Raw genomic sequence first — 15,725 nt, 5'->3', positions numbered from 1 at the left:
CTCAGCGCTCCTGCTTGCGCAACAGCGCGGCCGCCAGCATTAGGTGAAGCGCCGCGAACCCTGCCAGGACAAGGATCTCGGGCCAGAGCTGCGCCATGCCCAGCGCCTTGTTGTAGACCCCCGCGCTGATGCGCTGGAAATGCAGCGCCGGGAAGGCCTGTCCGACGATGCGCGCGGCGCCGGTCAGCGTCGCCGCCGGGTAGAGCATGCCCGAGAAGTTCACCGTCGGGATCGTGACGATGATCGCCGAGGCGAAGATGGCCGCGATCTGCGTGCGCACGAAGGCCGAGATCAGCAGCCCGAAGCCCGTGCCCGCCGCCACATAGGCCAGCGCCCCCAGCGCCAGCGCGGCCGGATCGCCGCGCGGGACCAGCCCGAAGGCGACCGCCATCAGCGCGGTCAGAAGCAGGAAGCTGACCATGGCCACGGCGACGTAGGGCGCCTGCTTGCCGATCAGGAAGTCGAGCCGCCCGGCCGGCCCGACGCGGAAATTGGCGATCGAGCCGGTCTCCTTCTCGCGCACCACGCCCAGCGCCGCCAGCATGGCGGGAACCATGATGAGCTGCATCATCAGAACGCCCGGCGGGATGGCCTTGCGCGACTCGAAGGCCTGGTTGTAGCGAAAGCGCGGTTCGAGGGCGTATGGCGGCGCGGCGGCCGCGGCGGCGGGGTCGGCGCTCAGCCGCGCGCGCAGGGCCAGGAAATCGGCCATGGCCCCCTCGGCATAGCCGCGCGAGGTCTCGGCGCGCAGCGTGTCCGAACCGTCGAGCCACATGCCCAGCTCGGCCGTGCGCCCGGCGTTCAGCGCGCGCCCGAAGCCGGGCGGGATCACCAGCGCAAGGCCGATCTCGCCGCGGGCCATGCGCGCGTCGATCTGCGGGAAATCGGTCAGCGGCGGCTTTTGCGCGAAATAGCGCGAGCCGGCGACCTGCTCGAGCAGCAGCCGGCTTTCGGGACTGTCGTCCTGATCGAGGGCGGCGTAGCTCAGATTCTCGACGTCGAACGAGATGCCCAGCCCCATGGCCAGCATCAGGATCAGCGGTCCGCCCAGCGCGAAGGCGATGCGGATGGGATCGCGGATCAGCTCCAGCGCCTCGCGCAGCGCAAAGGCGCGGATGCGCCGAAAGGACAGCGCGCGCGCCGCGTCCCGCTCGGCGGCGCCGCGGCGGCGCGCGCCGGGGCCGGGGGATTCGGGGGCCGGAATTTCGGGGGCCGGAAGGTCGGGGGCCAAGGGATCGGCGCCGGCCGGCTTGCCGGAGACCGCCGCCGCAGCCCGCCCGGGGGCCGACGCCGCGCCCGCTGCGCCGCCGCCCCGCCGCGCATCGCCCGGCTCGACGCGCGCGCCGTTCGGCGACGCGGCGGCGGCCCCGCTCGCCCCGCCCGCCGCGCCGGTCTGCGCCGCGTCCGTCCTGTCCGTCCGCGTCTCGTCCGGCCCCGCGCCATCCAGCCCGGCCTCCGCCTCGTCCAGCCCCGCGGCCTCGGCCAGCCAGGCGACGAAGGCGTCCTCGAGCGTCGCCGCCCCGCGCGCCGCGCGCAGCTCGTCGGGCGCGCCCTGCGCCAGCACCCGCCCCGCATGCATCAGCGAAACGCGGTCGCAGCGCTCGGCCTCGTTCATGAAATGCGTCGAGACGAAGATGGTCACCCCCTCGTCGCGGCTCAGCTCGGTCAGCAGCGCCCAGAAGCGATCGCGCGCGATCGGGTCCACGCCCGAGGTCGGCTCGTCCAGGATCAGGATCTCGGGCCGGTGCAGCACCGCGACGGCAAGCTGCAGCCGCTGGCGCACCCCCAGCGGCAGATCGGCCGGGCGCGCGCGCGCAACCTCGCGCAGCTCGAAGCGGTCGAGCAGCTCTTCGACGCGGGCGCGCGCCTGTGCGCCGCGCAGGTCGAACAGGTCGGCGTGCAGCTCGAGATTCGCGCGCACCGACAGCTCGGCATAAAGCGAGAAGGATTGCGACATGTAGCCCACGCGCCGCCGCGTCGCCAGATCGTCCGCACGCACCGGCGCGCCGAACAGCAGCGCCTGCCCCTCGGTCGGGTCGAGCAGGCCCGTCAGCATCTTCATCGTCGTCGTCTTGCCGCAGCCGTTCGAGCCCAGAAAGCCGAAGATCTCGCCGCGGCGGATGCGGAAGCTGACGTGATCGACCGCGGTGAAATCGCCAAAGCGCATGGTCAGCCCGCGCGCCTCGATGGCCGGCGGACCGTCGCGCTCGACGAAGGGGCGACGCACGGGCACCGGCGGCGCGGCGCCGCGCGCCGGCGCCAGGAGCGCCGCGTAGGCCCGCTCGAGCGTGGGCGCGCCCGCGCGCGCCATCAGTTCGGCTGGCGCGCCCGCCGCAAGAACCCGCCCCGCATCCATGGCCGCCAGGTGGTCGAAGCCCTCGGCCTCGGACATGTAGGCCGTGGCCGCCAGCACCGTCATGCCCGGCCGGCGCGCGCGCAGGCGCGCGATCAGCCGCCAGAACTGCCGGCGCGAGAGCGGATCGACGCCGGTCGTCGGCTCGTCCAGGATCAGAAGGTCGGGATCGTGCACCAGCGCGCAGCACAAGGACAGCTTCTGCTTCATCCCGCCCGACAGCTTGGCCGCAGGCCGGTCGAGGAACGGATGCAGCCCCGTCGCGCGCGTCAGCTCGTCGATGCGCGCGCGCCGCTCGCGCGCGTCCTGGCCATAGAGGCGCGCGAAGAAGTCGATGTTCTCGGCCACCGACAACGTCGGGTAAAGATTGCCCCCCAGCCCCTGCGGCATGTAGGCGATGCGCGCGCACACCCGCCGGCGCCAGCGCGGATCGGCCATGTCGCCGCCCAGCGCCTCGACGAAGCCCGTCTGGATGGCGCGCGCGCCGGCGATGAGCGAAAGCAGCGTGCTCTTGCCCACGCCGTCCGGGCCGATCAGGCCGACCATCCTGCCCGCGGGCAGATCGAGCGACACGTCCTCGAGCGCCGCGACCCGCCCGTAGCGGTGCGAAAGCCCGCGCACGCGCGCCGCCGCGCCGCCTGGCGATGGGCCGGGCGCATGCGGGCGCGGCGCGGCGCTCATCGGGCCGGATCGGGCAGGCGCGGCGCCAGCTCGGGCGGCCAGGGCGCCGCGGGATCGAGCCGCACCCACCCCACCGCCGGCACCCCCGCCTTGACCAGATCGATGCGCGGGGCGGCGATCTCGGGCGCCACGGTCAGCTTGACGCGGAACATCAGCTTGGCGCGCTCGGATTCGGTCTCGACGTATTTGGGGGTGAACTGCGCCTGGGAATCGACGAAGGCGACCGTGGCCGGGATCACGACGCGCGCGGTCGCCTCGGGAACGATCCGGGCCTCGGCGCCCACGCGCAGCGCCGCCGCCTGCGGCGCGGGCAGATAGACGTTCATGTAGACGTCCGTCAGGTCGAGCAGCGTCAGAACGCGCCCGCCGGCGGGGATGACCTCGCCCGGCTCGGCCAGCCGATGCTGCACCCGCCCCTGCACCGGCGAGACCAGCGCGTAATCGGCCAGGTCGGCCTTGATCCGCGCCACCGTCGCGGCGGCCGCGTCGATGGCCGCGCGCGCCCGCCCGACCGAGGCGCGGGCAAGATCGACGGCCGCGGCGGCGGCCTCGCGGCGGGTGCGGGCCAGGTCCACGGCCTCCTGACTGGCGTGGCCGCGCGCGTTGAGCGCGAGGGTGCGCAAGAGCTCCTGGTTCTGGAATTCGAGCTCGCTGGCGCGCTGGCGCACCAGGGCCTGCGCCTCGATCAGCGCCTGTTCGGCCTGGGCGCGCATGGCCTCGGCCTCGTTGAGCTGGGCGCGCAGCTGCGCATCGTCCAACCGCGCCACCACCTGGCCGGGCGCGGTGCGGTCGCCCTCATCGACCAACACTTCGGCCAGGCGGCCCGGAAATCGCGAGGCGACGTCCACGCGCGTGACCTCGATCCGGCCGTTCGAGCGGGCGAATCCGGGCGGCGGGCCGTCCTCGAGCGCGGCGCGCCACCACCAGGCCCCGCCAAGGGCGGCGGCAACCGCCGCCGCGCCGATCGCTGCGCGCGCCAAGGGGTGCATGCGGCCTCCGATCATCCTGCGCGCCCGCGAATGCGGGCGGATCATCCATCGCGCCCGCCGGCCGGGCGCCGGGGCGCACTATCGCAGCGGCCAAGCCGCGGCGCCAAGCGCTTTTGTTGCATTGCGGCGAGAAAGCGCCGATTGACTTCTCCGATTGTTTTTGTCAGAAATAGCCCGTCCCAGCCGCGGCCCACCTCACCGCCCCGCCGCAACGCCCGGACGCGCCCCATGCAAGGAGAGACGGAATGACCACCCCCGATCCGCACCGCCCCTGCGCGCGCCCGAACCGGGCGTTGCCAGCGAATCCAACCCCCGTCGGCCGCGCCGCCGAAGCGCAGGAGACACCGGCATGAGCCGCCATCAGGACCCCCGCGCCTTCCATGCCGTCATCCGCACGGCCGACGAGCCGGGCGCCGCGGCGGGAGACCCGCCCGGCGCGCTGACGCGGCCACGTCATGCTGCGCGCGTTCTCACCCGCGGCGGACGCGAAGCCGAAATCGAGCTTGACGGCATGATCTACAATCTGCGCATCACGCGCCAGGGCAAGCTGATCCTTACGAAATGAGCGACGCGCCCGCCCGGCCCCCCGCCGGGCCGGGCCCGCCGTCCCGAACGAGGGCCCATGGCGGACGTGCATGACAGGGCGACGCGCTCGCGCACGATGGCGCGGGTGAAGGCGCGCGACACCAGCCCCGAGCTGGCGCTGCGCCGCGCGCTGCACCGGCTGGGCCTGCGCTACCGGCTGCATGGCGCGGCGGCGGGCGGCGCGCTGCCGGGGCGCCCGGATCTCGTCTTCGCCGGACGGCGGGCGGCCGTGTTCGTGCATGGCTGCTTCTGGCACCGGCATGCGGGCTGCCCGCGCGCCAGCACGCCCGCCTCGCGCCGGGACTACTGGCTGCCGAAATTCGCCCGCAACCAGGCGCGCGACCAGGCCGCCCAGGCGGCTCTGCGCGCGGCGGGCTGGCGCGTGGCGGTGGTGTGGGAATGCGCCCTGACGCGCGCGCGCATCGACGCGACGGCGCGCGCGCTGGCCGCCTGGCTGCGCGCCGACGCGCCCCCGACGCTGGAGCTTCCCCCGCCTGCAGCCGCGACGGCCCCGGACGGCGGCCCCGAGCCCGGACCCGGGTCGGGCGCCGGATCGGACGTCGAGCCGGGCGCCGCGCCGCCCGCATCCCGGCGCCAGAGCTGAGGGCCAGGCGACGCCGGCCGACCGCGCGCGGCGGCCGCCGCTGCGCGCGGCCGTTCGGGCCCGACACGGGCGCAGGTCCCTGAGGCGTCGCAACGCGGAAAGGCGGACCGGGGCGCCGTCGCCGTCCGAGCCGCAACGATCGGGAACGCGAAGACGGCGGCGGGAAGACAAAGCGGCATGGACGCAGCCCCACCGCCGGGGTTGCCGCGCCTGACGCGCGCCCGCGCCGGCAAGGGTCCGCGACAGACCGCAGAGCCCGCCGATGGCGCCGAAACCATGCCGGCCCCGGCGATGCGCCGCCTCGAACCAACCCCAGCCGATCGACCGCAAGCGGCGCCTGGATCGCCCCCGAGCCCGGGGCGCGGCGCAATCCCTTCCCTTCGCGCCGCCCGGCCCGAAACCGGCGCCGCCCTGAACGCCCGGCCCCGGTTGGCTCGAAGCGGCCGCCGCGCCCTTGACGCCCGGCCCCGGTTGGCTCGAGGCCAGACCCGCCACGGACGCCCGGCCCCGGGCCGAGGCCGGACCCGCCCGAACGCCCGGCGCCGCGGGGGCCGGAGCGCGGCGCCCGGCCCCGATCGCGCCGGCGCAAGGCGTCGGCGGTCATGGCGCCCCTTCGCTGCACGCGGACCGTTCCCGGCGCAGCGGGCCGGGCGCCCCTTGCGGCGGCTCCGGGGCCGTCCCGTCCGCGACGAAAACGCCCCGGCGCGGCGGGCGCCGGGGCGCGGCGGCGGCTACTCGGCCGCGTCGGAATAGGCCTCCATCGGCGGGCAGGTGCACACCAGATGGCGGTCGCCATAGGCGTTGTCCACGCGATTGACCGGGGGCCAATACTTGTCCACCCGGAAGGCGCCGGGGGGGAAGCAGGCCTGCTCGCGCGAATAGGGGCGGTTCCACTCGCCGACCAGATCCTCGACCGTGTGCGGCGCGCGCTTGAGGGGGTTGTCCTCGCGGTCCATGCGCCCCTCCTCTATGGCGCGGATCTCGTCGCGGATCGCCAGCATGGCGGCGACGAAGCGGTCGAGCTCGGCCTTGGGCTCGCTCTCGGTGGGCTCGATCATCAGCGTGCCCGGCACGGGCCAGCTCATGGTCGGCGCGTGGAAGCCGTTGTCGATCAGACGCTTGGCCACGTCCTCGACGGTGACGCCGGCGGATTTCTCGAGCGGGCGCAGGTCCAGGATGCACTCATGTGCCACGCGCCCGCCCGGCCCCTTGTAGAGCACCTCATACGCCCCCTTCAGGCGGCTGGCGATGTAGTTGGCGTTGAGGATGGCGACCTTGGTCGCCTGCGTCAGCCCCGCCCCGCCCATCAGCAGGCAATAGGCCCACGAGATGGCCAGGATCGACGCCGAGCCCCAGGGCGCGGCCGACACCGCCCCCTCGCCCGCCAGCGGGTCGCCCGGCAGGAAGGGCGCCAGATGCGCCTTGACCCCGATCGGCCCCATGCCGGGGCCGCCGCCGCCATGGGGAATGGCGAAGGTCTTGTGCAGGTTCAGATGGCTGACATCCGATCCGATGTCGCCCGGACGCGCCAGCCCGACCATGGCGTTGAGGTTGGCGCCGTCCATGTAGACCTGCCCGCCATGCTCGTGCGTGATGCGGCACACCTCGCGCACCGTCTCCTCGAACACGCCATGGGTCGAGGGATAGGTGATCATGCAGGCGGCCAGCTCATGCGCGTGCTTCTCGGCCTTGGCGCGGAAGTCCTCGAGATCGATGTCGCCGTTGGCCGCGGCCTTGACGGCCACCACCTTCATCCCCGCCATCTGCGCCGAGGCCGGGTTGGTGCCGTGCGCCGAGGTGGGAATGAGGCAGACGTTGCGCCCCTCTTCGCCGCGGGCGCGGTGATAGGCGCGGATGGTCAGAAGCCCCGCATACTCGCCCTGCGCGCCCGAATTGGGCTGCATGGACATGGCGTCGTAGCCGGTGATCGCGCACAGCTTGCGCGACAGGTCCTCGACCATGATCCGGTAGCCTTCCAGCTGATCGGCCGGGGCGTAGGGATGCAGCGACGAGAACTCGGGCCAGCTGAGCGCCAGCATCTCGGCCGTGGCGTTGAGCTTCATGGTGCACGAGCCCAGCGGGATCATGGCCCGGTCCAGCGCCAGGTCCCGGTCGGCCAGGCGGCGCATGTAGCGCGTCATCTCGGCCTCGGCCCGGTTCATGTGAAAGACCGGGTGGGTCAGATAGGGCGTGCGGCGCTGCAGCGCCTCGGGCAGGCGCGGGGCGGCCTCGACCTCGTCCCAGCGCAGATCGAGGCCGAAGGCGCGCCAGACGGCCTCGACCGTTTCGGGGCGCGCGACCTCGTCCATGGCGATGGCGATGCGGTCGTCGCCGACGCGGCGCAGGTTGATCCCCTCGGCCAGGGCGGCGCGCATGACCACGCCCTGAAGCGGGCCGACGCGCACGACCACCGTGTCGAAGAAGGCGCGCGGCGCGGTCTCGAAGCCGCCGCGCTCGAGCCCCGCCGCAAGGCGCGCGGCCTTCATGTGCACGTCCTGCGCGATGGCCTTGATGCCCTCGGGGCCGTGAAAGACCGCATACATCGACGCCATCACCGCCAGCAGCGCCTGGGCGGTGCACACGTTCGAGGTCGCCTTCTCGCGGCGGATGTGCTGCTCGCGCGTCTGCAGCGCCAGGCGATAGGCGCGGTTGCCGCGCGCATCGACCGACACGCCGACGATGCGGCCGGGCATGGCGCGCTTCCACGCGTCGCGCACGGCCATGTAGGCCGCGTGCGGGCCGCCCGCGCCCATGGGCACGCCGAAGCGCTGGGTCGAGCCCACGGCCACGTCGGCGCCCATCTCGCCCGGCGACTTGACCAGCGCCAGGCTGAGGATGTCGGCCGCCACCACCGCCAGCGCGCCATGCTCGTGCAGCGCGGCGATGGGATCGGAGAAGTCGCGCAGCTCGCCGTTCACGCCGGGGTTCTGGAACAGCGCGCCGAACACGGCCTCGGGGTTCAGGTCGCGGAAGGGATCGCCGACGATCACCTCGATCCCCAGCGGCGCGGCGCGCGTGCGCACCACGTTGATCGTCTGGGGCAGGCACTCGGCGTCCACGAAGAACGCCGCCGCGCGCGACTTGCCCGCCCGCCGCGCAAGGGCCATGGCCTCGGCCGCGGCCGTCGCCTCGTCCAGAAGCGAGGCGTTGGCCACGTCGAGCCCCGTCAGGTCGGCGACCATGGTCTGGAAGTTGAGCAGCGCCTCGAGCCGGCCCTGGCTGATCTCGGGCTGGTAGGGCGTGTAGGCGGTATACCAGGCCGGGTTCTCGAGGATGTTGCGCTGGATCACCGGCGGCGTCACCGTGCCGTGATAGCCCATGCCGATCAGCGAGGTCAGCGGCTTGTTGCGCGCCGCCACCTCGCGCAGGCGGAAGATCACGTCGCGCTCGGACAGGGCCGGGCCCCAGTCGAGCGGCTCTTCCTGGCGGATCGAGCGCGGCACCGTCTGGTCGATCAGCGCGTCCAGGCTGGGCGCGCCCACGGCCTCGAGCATGGCCTCCATCTCGGCCGGCGAGGGGCCGATATGGCGCCGGTTGGCGAAGTCGTAGGGGTCGTAGTCGGTGAAGGGGCGGGACTGGCTGCGGGCGGTCATCGGCGCGCCCTCCTCAGGCGATCATGTCCTTGTAGGCGTCCTCGTCCATGAACTCCTCGATCGCCGAGGGATCGTCGGCCTTCATGCGGAAGAACCAGGCGTTCATGGGGTCCTCGTTCACCAGGGCGGGGTTCTCGACGATTTTCTCGTTGATCTCGGTCACCACGCCCTCGAGCGGGGCGGCGATGTCCGACGCGGCCTTGACGGATTCGATCGTGACCACCTCGTCGCCCGGCGCGATCTTCTGGCCCACCTCGGGCAGCTCGATGAAGACGATGTCGCCCAGCTGCTCGGCGGCGTGCTCGGTGATGCCGACGGTGACGACGTCGCCGTCGAGCTCGAGCCATTCGTGGTCTTCGGTGAAACGGATCATCGGGGAACCTCAGCGCTTGTAGGAGGTGGGAACGAAGGGAAGGGGCGCGACCAGCGCCGGCACGCGGCGCCCGCGCAGCTCGGCGAACAGGCGCCGGCCCGGCTCGGCCAGCGCGGCGGGCACGTAGCCCATCGCCGCCGGCGCCTGGAGCGTGGGCGAGAAGCCGCCCGAGGTGACGTGCCCGACGGGGGCGGCGGCGTCCTCGTCGGCGAAGAGCGGCGCGCCCGCGCGCACGGGCGCGCGCCCCTCGGGACGCAGGCCGACGCGGCGGCGCGGCGCGCCCTCGATCAGCTGGCGCAGGATGACCTCGGCGCCGGGAAAGCCGCCCTGCCGCGCGCCGCCGGCGCGGCGGGTCTTCTGGATCGACCAGGCCAGATCGGCCTCGACGGGGGTGGTGGTTTCGTCGATGTCGGCGCCATACAGGCAAAGCCCCGCCTCGAGGCGCAGGCTGTCGCGCGCGCCAAGGCCGGCGGGCTCGACCGCCTCGTGGTCGAGCAGCGCCTCGGCCAGCGCGCGCGCCGCCTCGGCGGGAACCGAGATCTCGAACCCGTCCTCGCCCGTGTAGCCCGAGCGCGTGACGAAGCAGTCGGCGCCGAGAATGGTCATGCGCCGCGCATCCATGAAGCGCATCGTCCCCACCGGCGCGCCCAGGGCGGCCAGCGCGGCTTCGGCCATGGGCCCCTGCAGCGCCAGAAGCGCGCGATCCTCGATCATCCGCACCGAGGCGGCGCCGTCGAGGCGCGCGCGCAGATGCGCCAGGTCCGCCGCCTTGCACGCGCCGTTGACCACCAGCGCCAGCGCGTCGCCCTCGCGCGCGAACATGAAGTCGTCGAGGATGCCGCCATTCTCGTTGGTGAACAGCCCGTAGCGCTGGCGCCCCGGCGCAAGGCCCAGCACGTCGGCGCAGGTGACGGTCTCGAGCGCCAGCGCCGCGTCCTCCCACAGCCCCGAGGCCGCGCGGATCGCGATCTGGCCCATATGGCTGACGTCGAACAGGCTTGCCGCGGCGCGGGTGTGCAGGTGTTCCTTGAGCACGCCGGCCGGATATTGCACCGGCAGGGCGTAGCCGGCGAAGGCGACCATCTTGCCGCCCAGCGCCAGATGCAGGTCGTGAAGCGGCGTGCGCAGCGGCGCCTCGTCGCCGGGGGTGCGGGTTTCGTCCGTCATGCGGCCCTCCGTGCCATCACGCCGGAAACGGCGGCACGGCCGCATGGTTCCGGCGTCGTTCAACGCGCGGTCAAGCCGCGCGCGCCGACGCCCCCTCTGTCCTTTCGCCTGAGATCGCTATCCCTTCGGCGGGCGCCGCGCGCCACTCTCCAGAGTCGGTCACCATGGCCCGCCGGTCCTTTTGCCTGAGAGTTTCCGGGGCGGTTGCTCCTTCGGCGCCGGACGCGGTCCGATCTCTCCCAGCGGGCGCGGTCAGGATAGCCCGCGCCCCGGCGCCGCGCAAGCGCCTCGGCGCGCGCTCAGCGCAGGCCCGCGACGCGCGCGCGCAGGCAGATCAGCGCGTGCACCACGTCGATGGTCGGCGTCGGCTCGTCCACCAGGCGCCCCAGCTCCTGCACGGCGGTGACCAGCGCGTCGATCTCCATCGGCCGCCCGGCCTCGAGATCCTGCAGCATCGAGGTCCGATGCGCCCCCACCGCCGCCGCGCCCTCGATGCGCCGGTCCACGTCGATGGGGAACTTCACGCCCAGCTTCTCGGCGATGCGCTGCGCCTCGAGCATCATGCTGCGCGCCACGGCCCGCGTTCCCGGATCGGCGCAGATCGCGTCCAGCGTCGCCAGCGTCAGCGCCGAGATGGGGTTGAAGGACAGGTTCCCCCACAGCTTGACCCAGATCTCGTCGCGGATGCGCGGGCGCACCGGCGCCTTGAAGCCCGCCGCCGTCAGCGCCCGCGACAGGCGCAGCGCGCGCTCGGAACGCTCGCCCGAGGGCTCGCCCAGCGTGAAGCGCCAGCCCTCGACATGGCGCACCACGCCGGGGGCGGCGATCTCGGCGGCGGGGTAGACCACGCAACCGATCGCGCGCTCGGGGCCGATGCCCTCCCACTGGCGCCCGCCCGGGTCCACGCTTTGCAGCCGCGTTCCCTCGAGCGGGCCGCCGAAGCGGTGGAAATACCACCACGGCACGCCGTTCACCCCGGTCACGACCGCGGTGTCGGGCCCCAGCAGCGGCTGCATGGCGTCGACCACCGCCGGCGCCGAGTGCGCCTTGAGCGTCAGCACCACATAATCCTGCGGCCCCAGCTCGGACGGATCGTCGGTGGCGCGCACGCGCACGTTCAGCTCGCGCTCCTGCTCGATCAGCGTCAGGCCCTTCTCGCGGATGGCGGCAAGGTGCGGGCCGCGGGCCACAAGCGAAACATCGGCCCCCGTCGCCTCGGGATCGGCGGCCAGGCGCGCGCCCATGAAGCCGCCGATGGCGCCGGCGCCGAAGATGCAGATCTTGATCGGATCGCCCATCGCCGCCTCCTCAGGCCAGGCCCAGCTTCTGCGCCAGGCCGATGCGCTGAAGCTTGCCCGTGGCGCCCTTGGGGATCTCTGGCAGGATGACGATGCGGCGCGGGCACTTGAAATCGGCCAGCCGCCGGCGCGCGAAGTCGCGCAGCTCGGCCTCGTCCGCCTCGGCCCCCTCGCGCAGCACCACGGCGGCGCCCACCTCTTCGCCCAGCCTGGGGTGCGGGATGGCGAAGGTCACCACCTGCTGCACCGCCGGATGGTCCATCAGCGCCTCGTCCACCTCGAGCGGGCTGATCTTCTCGCCGCCGCGGTTGATGATCTCCTTCAGGCGGCCGGTGATGCGCAGATAGCCCTCCTCGTCGAAGCGCCCCTGATCGCCCGTGCGGAACCAGCGCCGACCCTCGGCCTCGAAGAAGGCCTTGGCGTTCGCCTCGGGGTTGGCCTCGTAGCCGGGGGTGACGTTGGGCCCCGAGATCACCACCTCGCCCGTCTCGCCGTCGGGCAGAAGGCGGTTCTCGGTCTCGTGCGCGGTGCGCACCAGCGGGCCGGCGGCCACGCCCACCGAGCCGGCCTTGCGCGCGCGCGGCGGAAGCGGGTTCGAGCACATCTGATGCGCCGCCTCGGTCATGCCGTAGCTTTCGATCACCGGGCAGCCGAAGGTGCGCTCGAGCGCCTCCATCACCTGCGGCGGCAACGAGGCCGAGCTCGAGCGGATCAGCCGCAGCCGCGCGCGCGCGATGATCTCGGCGTTGCGCGGCGCGCGCGCCAGGATCGCCTGGTGCATGGTCGGCACGGCGGTGAACCATGTCGGGTCCGCCTGCGCCAGCCAGCCGAAGAAGCGCAGCGCGTCGAAGCCCGGCGCGCACCACGTCGCCCCGCCCGCCGCCACCGAGGCCAGCGTCGCCGCCACCAGCCCGTGGATGTGGAACAGCGGCATCACGTTCAGGCAGCGGTCCTGCGGGCCCAGCGCCAGGGCCTGGCCGATGTTGCGCGCCGAGGCGGCCAGATTGGCCTGCGTCAGCGGCACGATCTTGGGCCGCGAGGTGGTGCCCGAGGTGTGCAGCACCAGCGCCACGTCCTCGGGGCCCGGCGCGGCCGGGTCGGCCTGGCCGAACGGGCCGCCCTCGGGGATCAGCTCGAAATCGCCCGCCGCCGCGCCCGGGCGCAGGCGGATCACCCCGACCCCGCGGGCGCGCGCGGCCGTCAGGGCGGGGCCGCTCTCGTCCTCGGCCAGGATGATGGCCTTGGCGTCGAGGTCGCTCAGGTAGAAGTCGAACTCCTCGGCCTTGTAGGCCGGGTTGAGCGGCGCGGTGGTCGCGCCTTGCGCCACGGTCAGGAAGGCGGCGGCCATCTCGGGGCCGTTGGGCAGCACGATCGCCACCCGGTCGCCGCGCCCGATCCCGGCGCGGCGCAGCGAGTCGCGCACCCGCGCGGTCAGCGCGCGCAGCGCGCCATGGCTCAGCGGCGCGCGCCCCGGCGCCTCGAGCGCGGGGGCCTGGTCGGGATGCGGAGCGAGCAGCGCTTCGATGGTCTCGGACATGGGGACTCCTTGCGGCAAGGGCGCGGATCTCGGGGCAAGGATTAGGCCCGCGCGCCCCCGGACGCCACGCAAAACGAGACCCGTTTCCGCCTGCCGGAACCCCGTCCCGGCAAGCCGAGCGCCCCCGCCCCGGTCTCGACCCCGCAGGGGGCCACGAGCACGTGGCGGCCGCGGTCCCTGGCACGCCAGGCAGCACGCGGCGCGCCGCCGCCCCGGCCCCGCGGCGCCCCCTGCGCCGCGCCCCGACGCGCCGATCGCGCCCCACCTCTGCCGACCCCGCCGCCCTCGGCCCGGCGCGGCTGCAAGTCAGGCGCCCCGCCCCCTTGCCCCGCCGCCGCGAGCCGGTTGGACAAGGGTCCGCGCCGCGGGCCGCCGCGCCGGGCGCGGCCCTCAGACCCCGCCCTAGCCCATGGCCCGCGCCGCCAGCGCCGCCGCCGCGCACGAGACCAGGCGGGACATCTCGTCATCCGCGCGGCTGGTCAGGATGATCGGCGCCGCCGCGCCCACCACCACCCCCGCCGCCGAGGCGTGCGCAAGAAAGGTCAGCTCCTTGGCCGCCATGTTGGCCGATTCCAGATCGGGCGCCAGCAGGATGTCGGCGCGCCCGGCCACCTCGCCGCCGATCCCCTTGGTGCGCGCCGCGCTCAGATCCACCGCGTTGTCCATGGCCAGCGGACCATCGACCAGCGCGCCGCGGATCTGGCCGCGCTCGGCCATCTTGGCCAGCGCCGCCGCCTCGACGCTTGAGGCCATCGCGGGGTTGACCGTCTCGACGGCCGAGAGCGCCGCCGCGCGCGGCGTCTCGACCCCGAGGGCGCGCATCAGATCGACCGCGTTCTGAAGGATGTCGCGCTTTTGCGCCAGGTCCGGCGCGATGTTCACCGCCGCATCCGTCACCGCCAGCAGCCGGTCGAGCCCGGGCACGTCCATCACGAACACATGGCTCAGCCGCCGCCCCGCGCGCAGCCCGCGCTCGCGATCAAGCGCCGCGCGCAGCAGCGCGTCGGTGTGCAGATGCCCCTTCATCAGCGCCCGCGCGCGCCCCTCGCGCACAAGCGCGACGGCGCGGCGGGCTGCGTCGTCCTCGTCCTGGGCGGCGATCAGCTCGATGGCGGAAACGTCTTCGCCCAGCGCCTGGGCGGCGCCGGCCACGCGCTCGGGCCGGCCGGTCAGGATCGGCCGGATAAGCCCCCGCCGCATGGCGGCCAGCGCGCCCTCGAGCGCCTCGGGCGATTCCGCGGCGGCGACCGCGACGCTCAGCGGCTCGAGCCCCTCGGCCGCCTCGAGCAAACGGCGGAAATGCAGGTGCCGCTGCACCGTCAGCCCCGGCACATGGGCGTCGTCGAAGCGCATCTTGCGCGCGGGGGCCAGCGCCTCGATCTCGCCCTCGGCCAGCGGCGCGCCGTCGTCGCGCTCGGCGCGGGCGTGCAAGAGCACGACGCCGCCCTCGCGCTTGCCCGCCACGCGCAACTCGACGCGCAGGGTGCGCCCGGCGGCCAGGCGCTCGGCGAAGCGCAGCCGCGCGGCCAGAACCTGCGAGCCCGGCCCCGGCAGGATGTTGCCGACCACCGCCGAGATGACCGAGGCCACCCACATCGCCGGGGCCAGCGCCTCGGGCGCGCCGTCGCCGTCGCCGTCCTCGTCGGGCAGGCCGAGCGGATTGTGGTCGCCCGAGGCGTTGGCGTAGACGATCAGATCCTCGTCGCGGCAAAGGCGCTCGATGACGGCGCTCTCGCCGACCTCAAGCTCTTCGAAGGTGCGATTCTCTCGCATGTCGGCTCCCATGGCCAGGGCGCGCCGGGCGCGGCGCGGGCGCAGCATACACGCCGCCGCGCCCGGCGCCAGCGCGGCGCGGCGCCCCCTTGACGAGGGGCGCGCGGGGCGCTATCCGAAGCCCCAGACGCGGGCGTAGTTCAGTGGTAGAACGTCAGCTTCCCAAGCTGAATGTCGTCGGTTCGATCCCGATCGCCCGCTCCACTCTCCCTTCCCTTCCGACATCGCATCGCCGCCGCGCAGCGCGCGAAAGGCCGTGCGCGGCGATCATGCGCGCCGCGATCTCGAAGGCAATGTCCGGGAAGGTGGTGCGCCCGGAATGACTTGATATTAGCCTTTTGAACTTTCTATAAAAATCAAACGCTTATCATGTTCTCCGGTTAAATGCTCCGGGTATGTTCGGAAGGGCGGTGTTAAAACCGGATATTTCGGCTCAGAATAAACCTATCGCCTAAGAGCCCGACTCATAATTCGACCGGTGGTGCGTGGTATCGAGCCAAGCGTCTGACAAGAATGCGGATATGGGCGATCAGCAGCCATGCCTCGGAGCTTGCGGTCGTCGCCTCCCAATCCTTGGCGAGGCGGCGCGAGCGGCCCAGCCAGGCGAATGTTCTCTCGATGACCCATCGGCGCGGCAGCGCCTCGAAACCCGATGCTGTGTCGGACCGTTTGATGATCTCGATGTCCCAGTCGCCGTGGCCCTTCATGGCGTCGCGCAGCTTCGGACCGGCATGGCCGCCGTCGGCGAAGACATGCCGCAACCAGGGCCAGG

At 73.5% G+C, this 15,725-nt stretch carries 11 protein-coding genes, 1 tRNA gene and 2 riboswitches; of the genes, 3 read left to right on the top strand and 9 right to left on the bottom strand.

Annotated features, from left to right (window positions below; translation table 11 throughout):
• Position 1: 1 nt before the first annotated feature.
• Positions 2 to 3,034 (bottom strand): ribosome-associated ATPase/putative transporter RbbA, encoded by a 3,033-nt coding sequence (gene rbbA / locus LY05_RS12980; protein WP_148923442.1) that lies wholly within the window; start codon positions 3,032 to 3,034, stop codon positions 2 to 4.
• Complete coding sequence (locus LY05_RS12975) at positions 3,031 to 4,023, bottom strand: HlyD family secretion protein (RefSeq protein WP_211356330.1); 993 nt, start codon at positions 4,021 to 4,023, stop codon at positions 3,031 to 3,033. The genes rbbA and LY05_RS12975 overlap by 4 nt, the downstream gene beginning before the upstream one ends.
• 439 nt (positions 4,024 to 4,462) lie before the next feature.
• Between LY05_RS12975 and hemP the strand changes: the two genes are divergently transcribed.
• Both hemP and LY05_RS12965 read left to right on the top strand, forming a co-directional pair.
• On the top strand, positions 4,463 to 4,588 hold the full coding sequence (hemP, locus tag LY05_RS15440) for a hemin uptake protein HemP (RefSeq protein WP_072747953.1): 126 nt from the start codon (positions 4,463 to 4,465) through the stop codon (positions 4,586 to 4,588).
• Between the two features lie 57 nt (positions 4,589 to 4,645).
• A complete protein-coding gene (locus tag LY05_RS12965) occupies positions 4,646 to 5,212 on the top strand; it encodes a very short patch repair endonuclease (RefSeq protein WP_148923439.1) in 567 nt (188 codons plus the stop codon).
• A 731-nt stretch (positions 5,213 to 5,943) separates the two neighbouring features.
• Here the strand turns inward: LY05_RS12965 and gcvP are convergent.
• The 6 genes from gcvP to LY05_RS12935 all read right to left on the bottom strand — a co-directional run bounded on the left by gcvP (position 5,944) and on the right by LY05_RS12935 (position 14,953).
• A complete protein-coding gene (gene gcvP / locus LY05_RS12960; protein WP_148923438.1) occupies positions 5,944 to 8,805 on the bottom strand; it encodes an aminomethyl-transferring glycine dehydrogenase in 2,862 nt (953 codons plus the stop codon).
• A gap of 13 nt (positions 8,806 to 8,818) precedes the next feature.
• Positions 8,819 to 9,175 (bottom strand): glycine cleavage system protein GcvH, encoded by a 357-nt coding sequence (gcvH, locus tag LY05_RS12955; protein ID WP_148923494.1) that lies wholly within the window; start codon positions 9,173 to 9,175, stop codon positions 8,819 to 8,821.
• Between the two features lie 12 nt (positions 9,176 to 9,187).
• The gene (gcvT, locus tag LY05_RS12950) at positions 9,188 to 10,345 is read right to left on the bottom strand and encodes a glycine cleavage system aminomethyltransferase GcvT (RefSeq protein ID WP_148923437.1); all 1,158 of its coding nucleotides are present in this window, start codon (positions 10,343 to 10,345) and stop codon (positions 9,188 to 9,190) included.
• An 86-nt stretch (positions 10,346 to 10,431) separates the two neighbouring features.
• A riboswitch (glycine riboswitch) is annotated at positions 10,432 to 10,508 on the bottom strand.
• A riboswitch (glycine riboswitch) is annotated at positions 10,509 to 10,597 on the bottom strand.
• Positions 10,598 to 10,644: 47 nt separating this feature from the next.
• Entirely contained in the window at positions 10,645 to 11,631 is a 987-nt protein-coding gene (locus LY05_RS12945) for a 2-dehydropantoate 2-reductase (RefSeq protein ID WP_148923493.1), read from the bottom strand.
• Positions 11,632 to 11,653: 22 nt separating this feature from the next.
• Positions 11,654 to 13,180, bottom strand: coding sequence for an acyl--CoA ligase (locus LY05_RS12940; RefSeq protein ID WP_148923436.1), 1,527 nt, complete (start codon positions 13,178 to 13,180; stop codon positions 11,654 to 11,656).
• Between the two features lie 402 nt (positions 13,181 to 13,582).
• The gene (locus LY05_RS12935; protein WP_148923435.1) at positions 13,583 to 14,953 is read right to left on the bottom strand and encodes a bifunctional enoyl-CoA hydratase/phosphate acetyltransferase; all 1,371 of its coding nucleotides are present in this window, start codon (positions 14,951 to 14,953) and stop codon (positions 13,583 to 13,585) included.
• Positions 14,954 to 15,082: 129 nt separating this feature from the next.
• On the opposite strand from LY05_RS12935, the gene LY05_RS12930 reads away from it, so the two are divergent.
• Positions 15,083 to 15,157: transfer RNA gene (locus LY05_RS12930), tRNA-Gly, on the top strand.
• Positions 15,158 to 15,417: 260 nt separating this feature from the next.
• Here the strand turns inward: LY05_RS12930 and LY05_RS12925 are convergent.
• Positions 15,418 to 15,725 (bottom strand): transposase (locus tag LY05_RS12925; RefSeq protein ID WP_148923434.1); only part of this gene is annotated, 308 nt, incomplete at its 5' end.

Source organism: Oceanicella actignis (assembly GCF_008124525.1).
Classification (GTDB): domain Bacteria; phylum Pseudomonadota; class Alphaproteobacteria; order Rhodobacterales; family Rhodobacteraceae; genus Oceanicella; species Oceanicella actignis.
The sequence above is the reverse complement of the archived record's forward strand: the minus strand, read 5'-3'. Positions and strand labels throughout refer to the sequence as shown.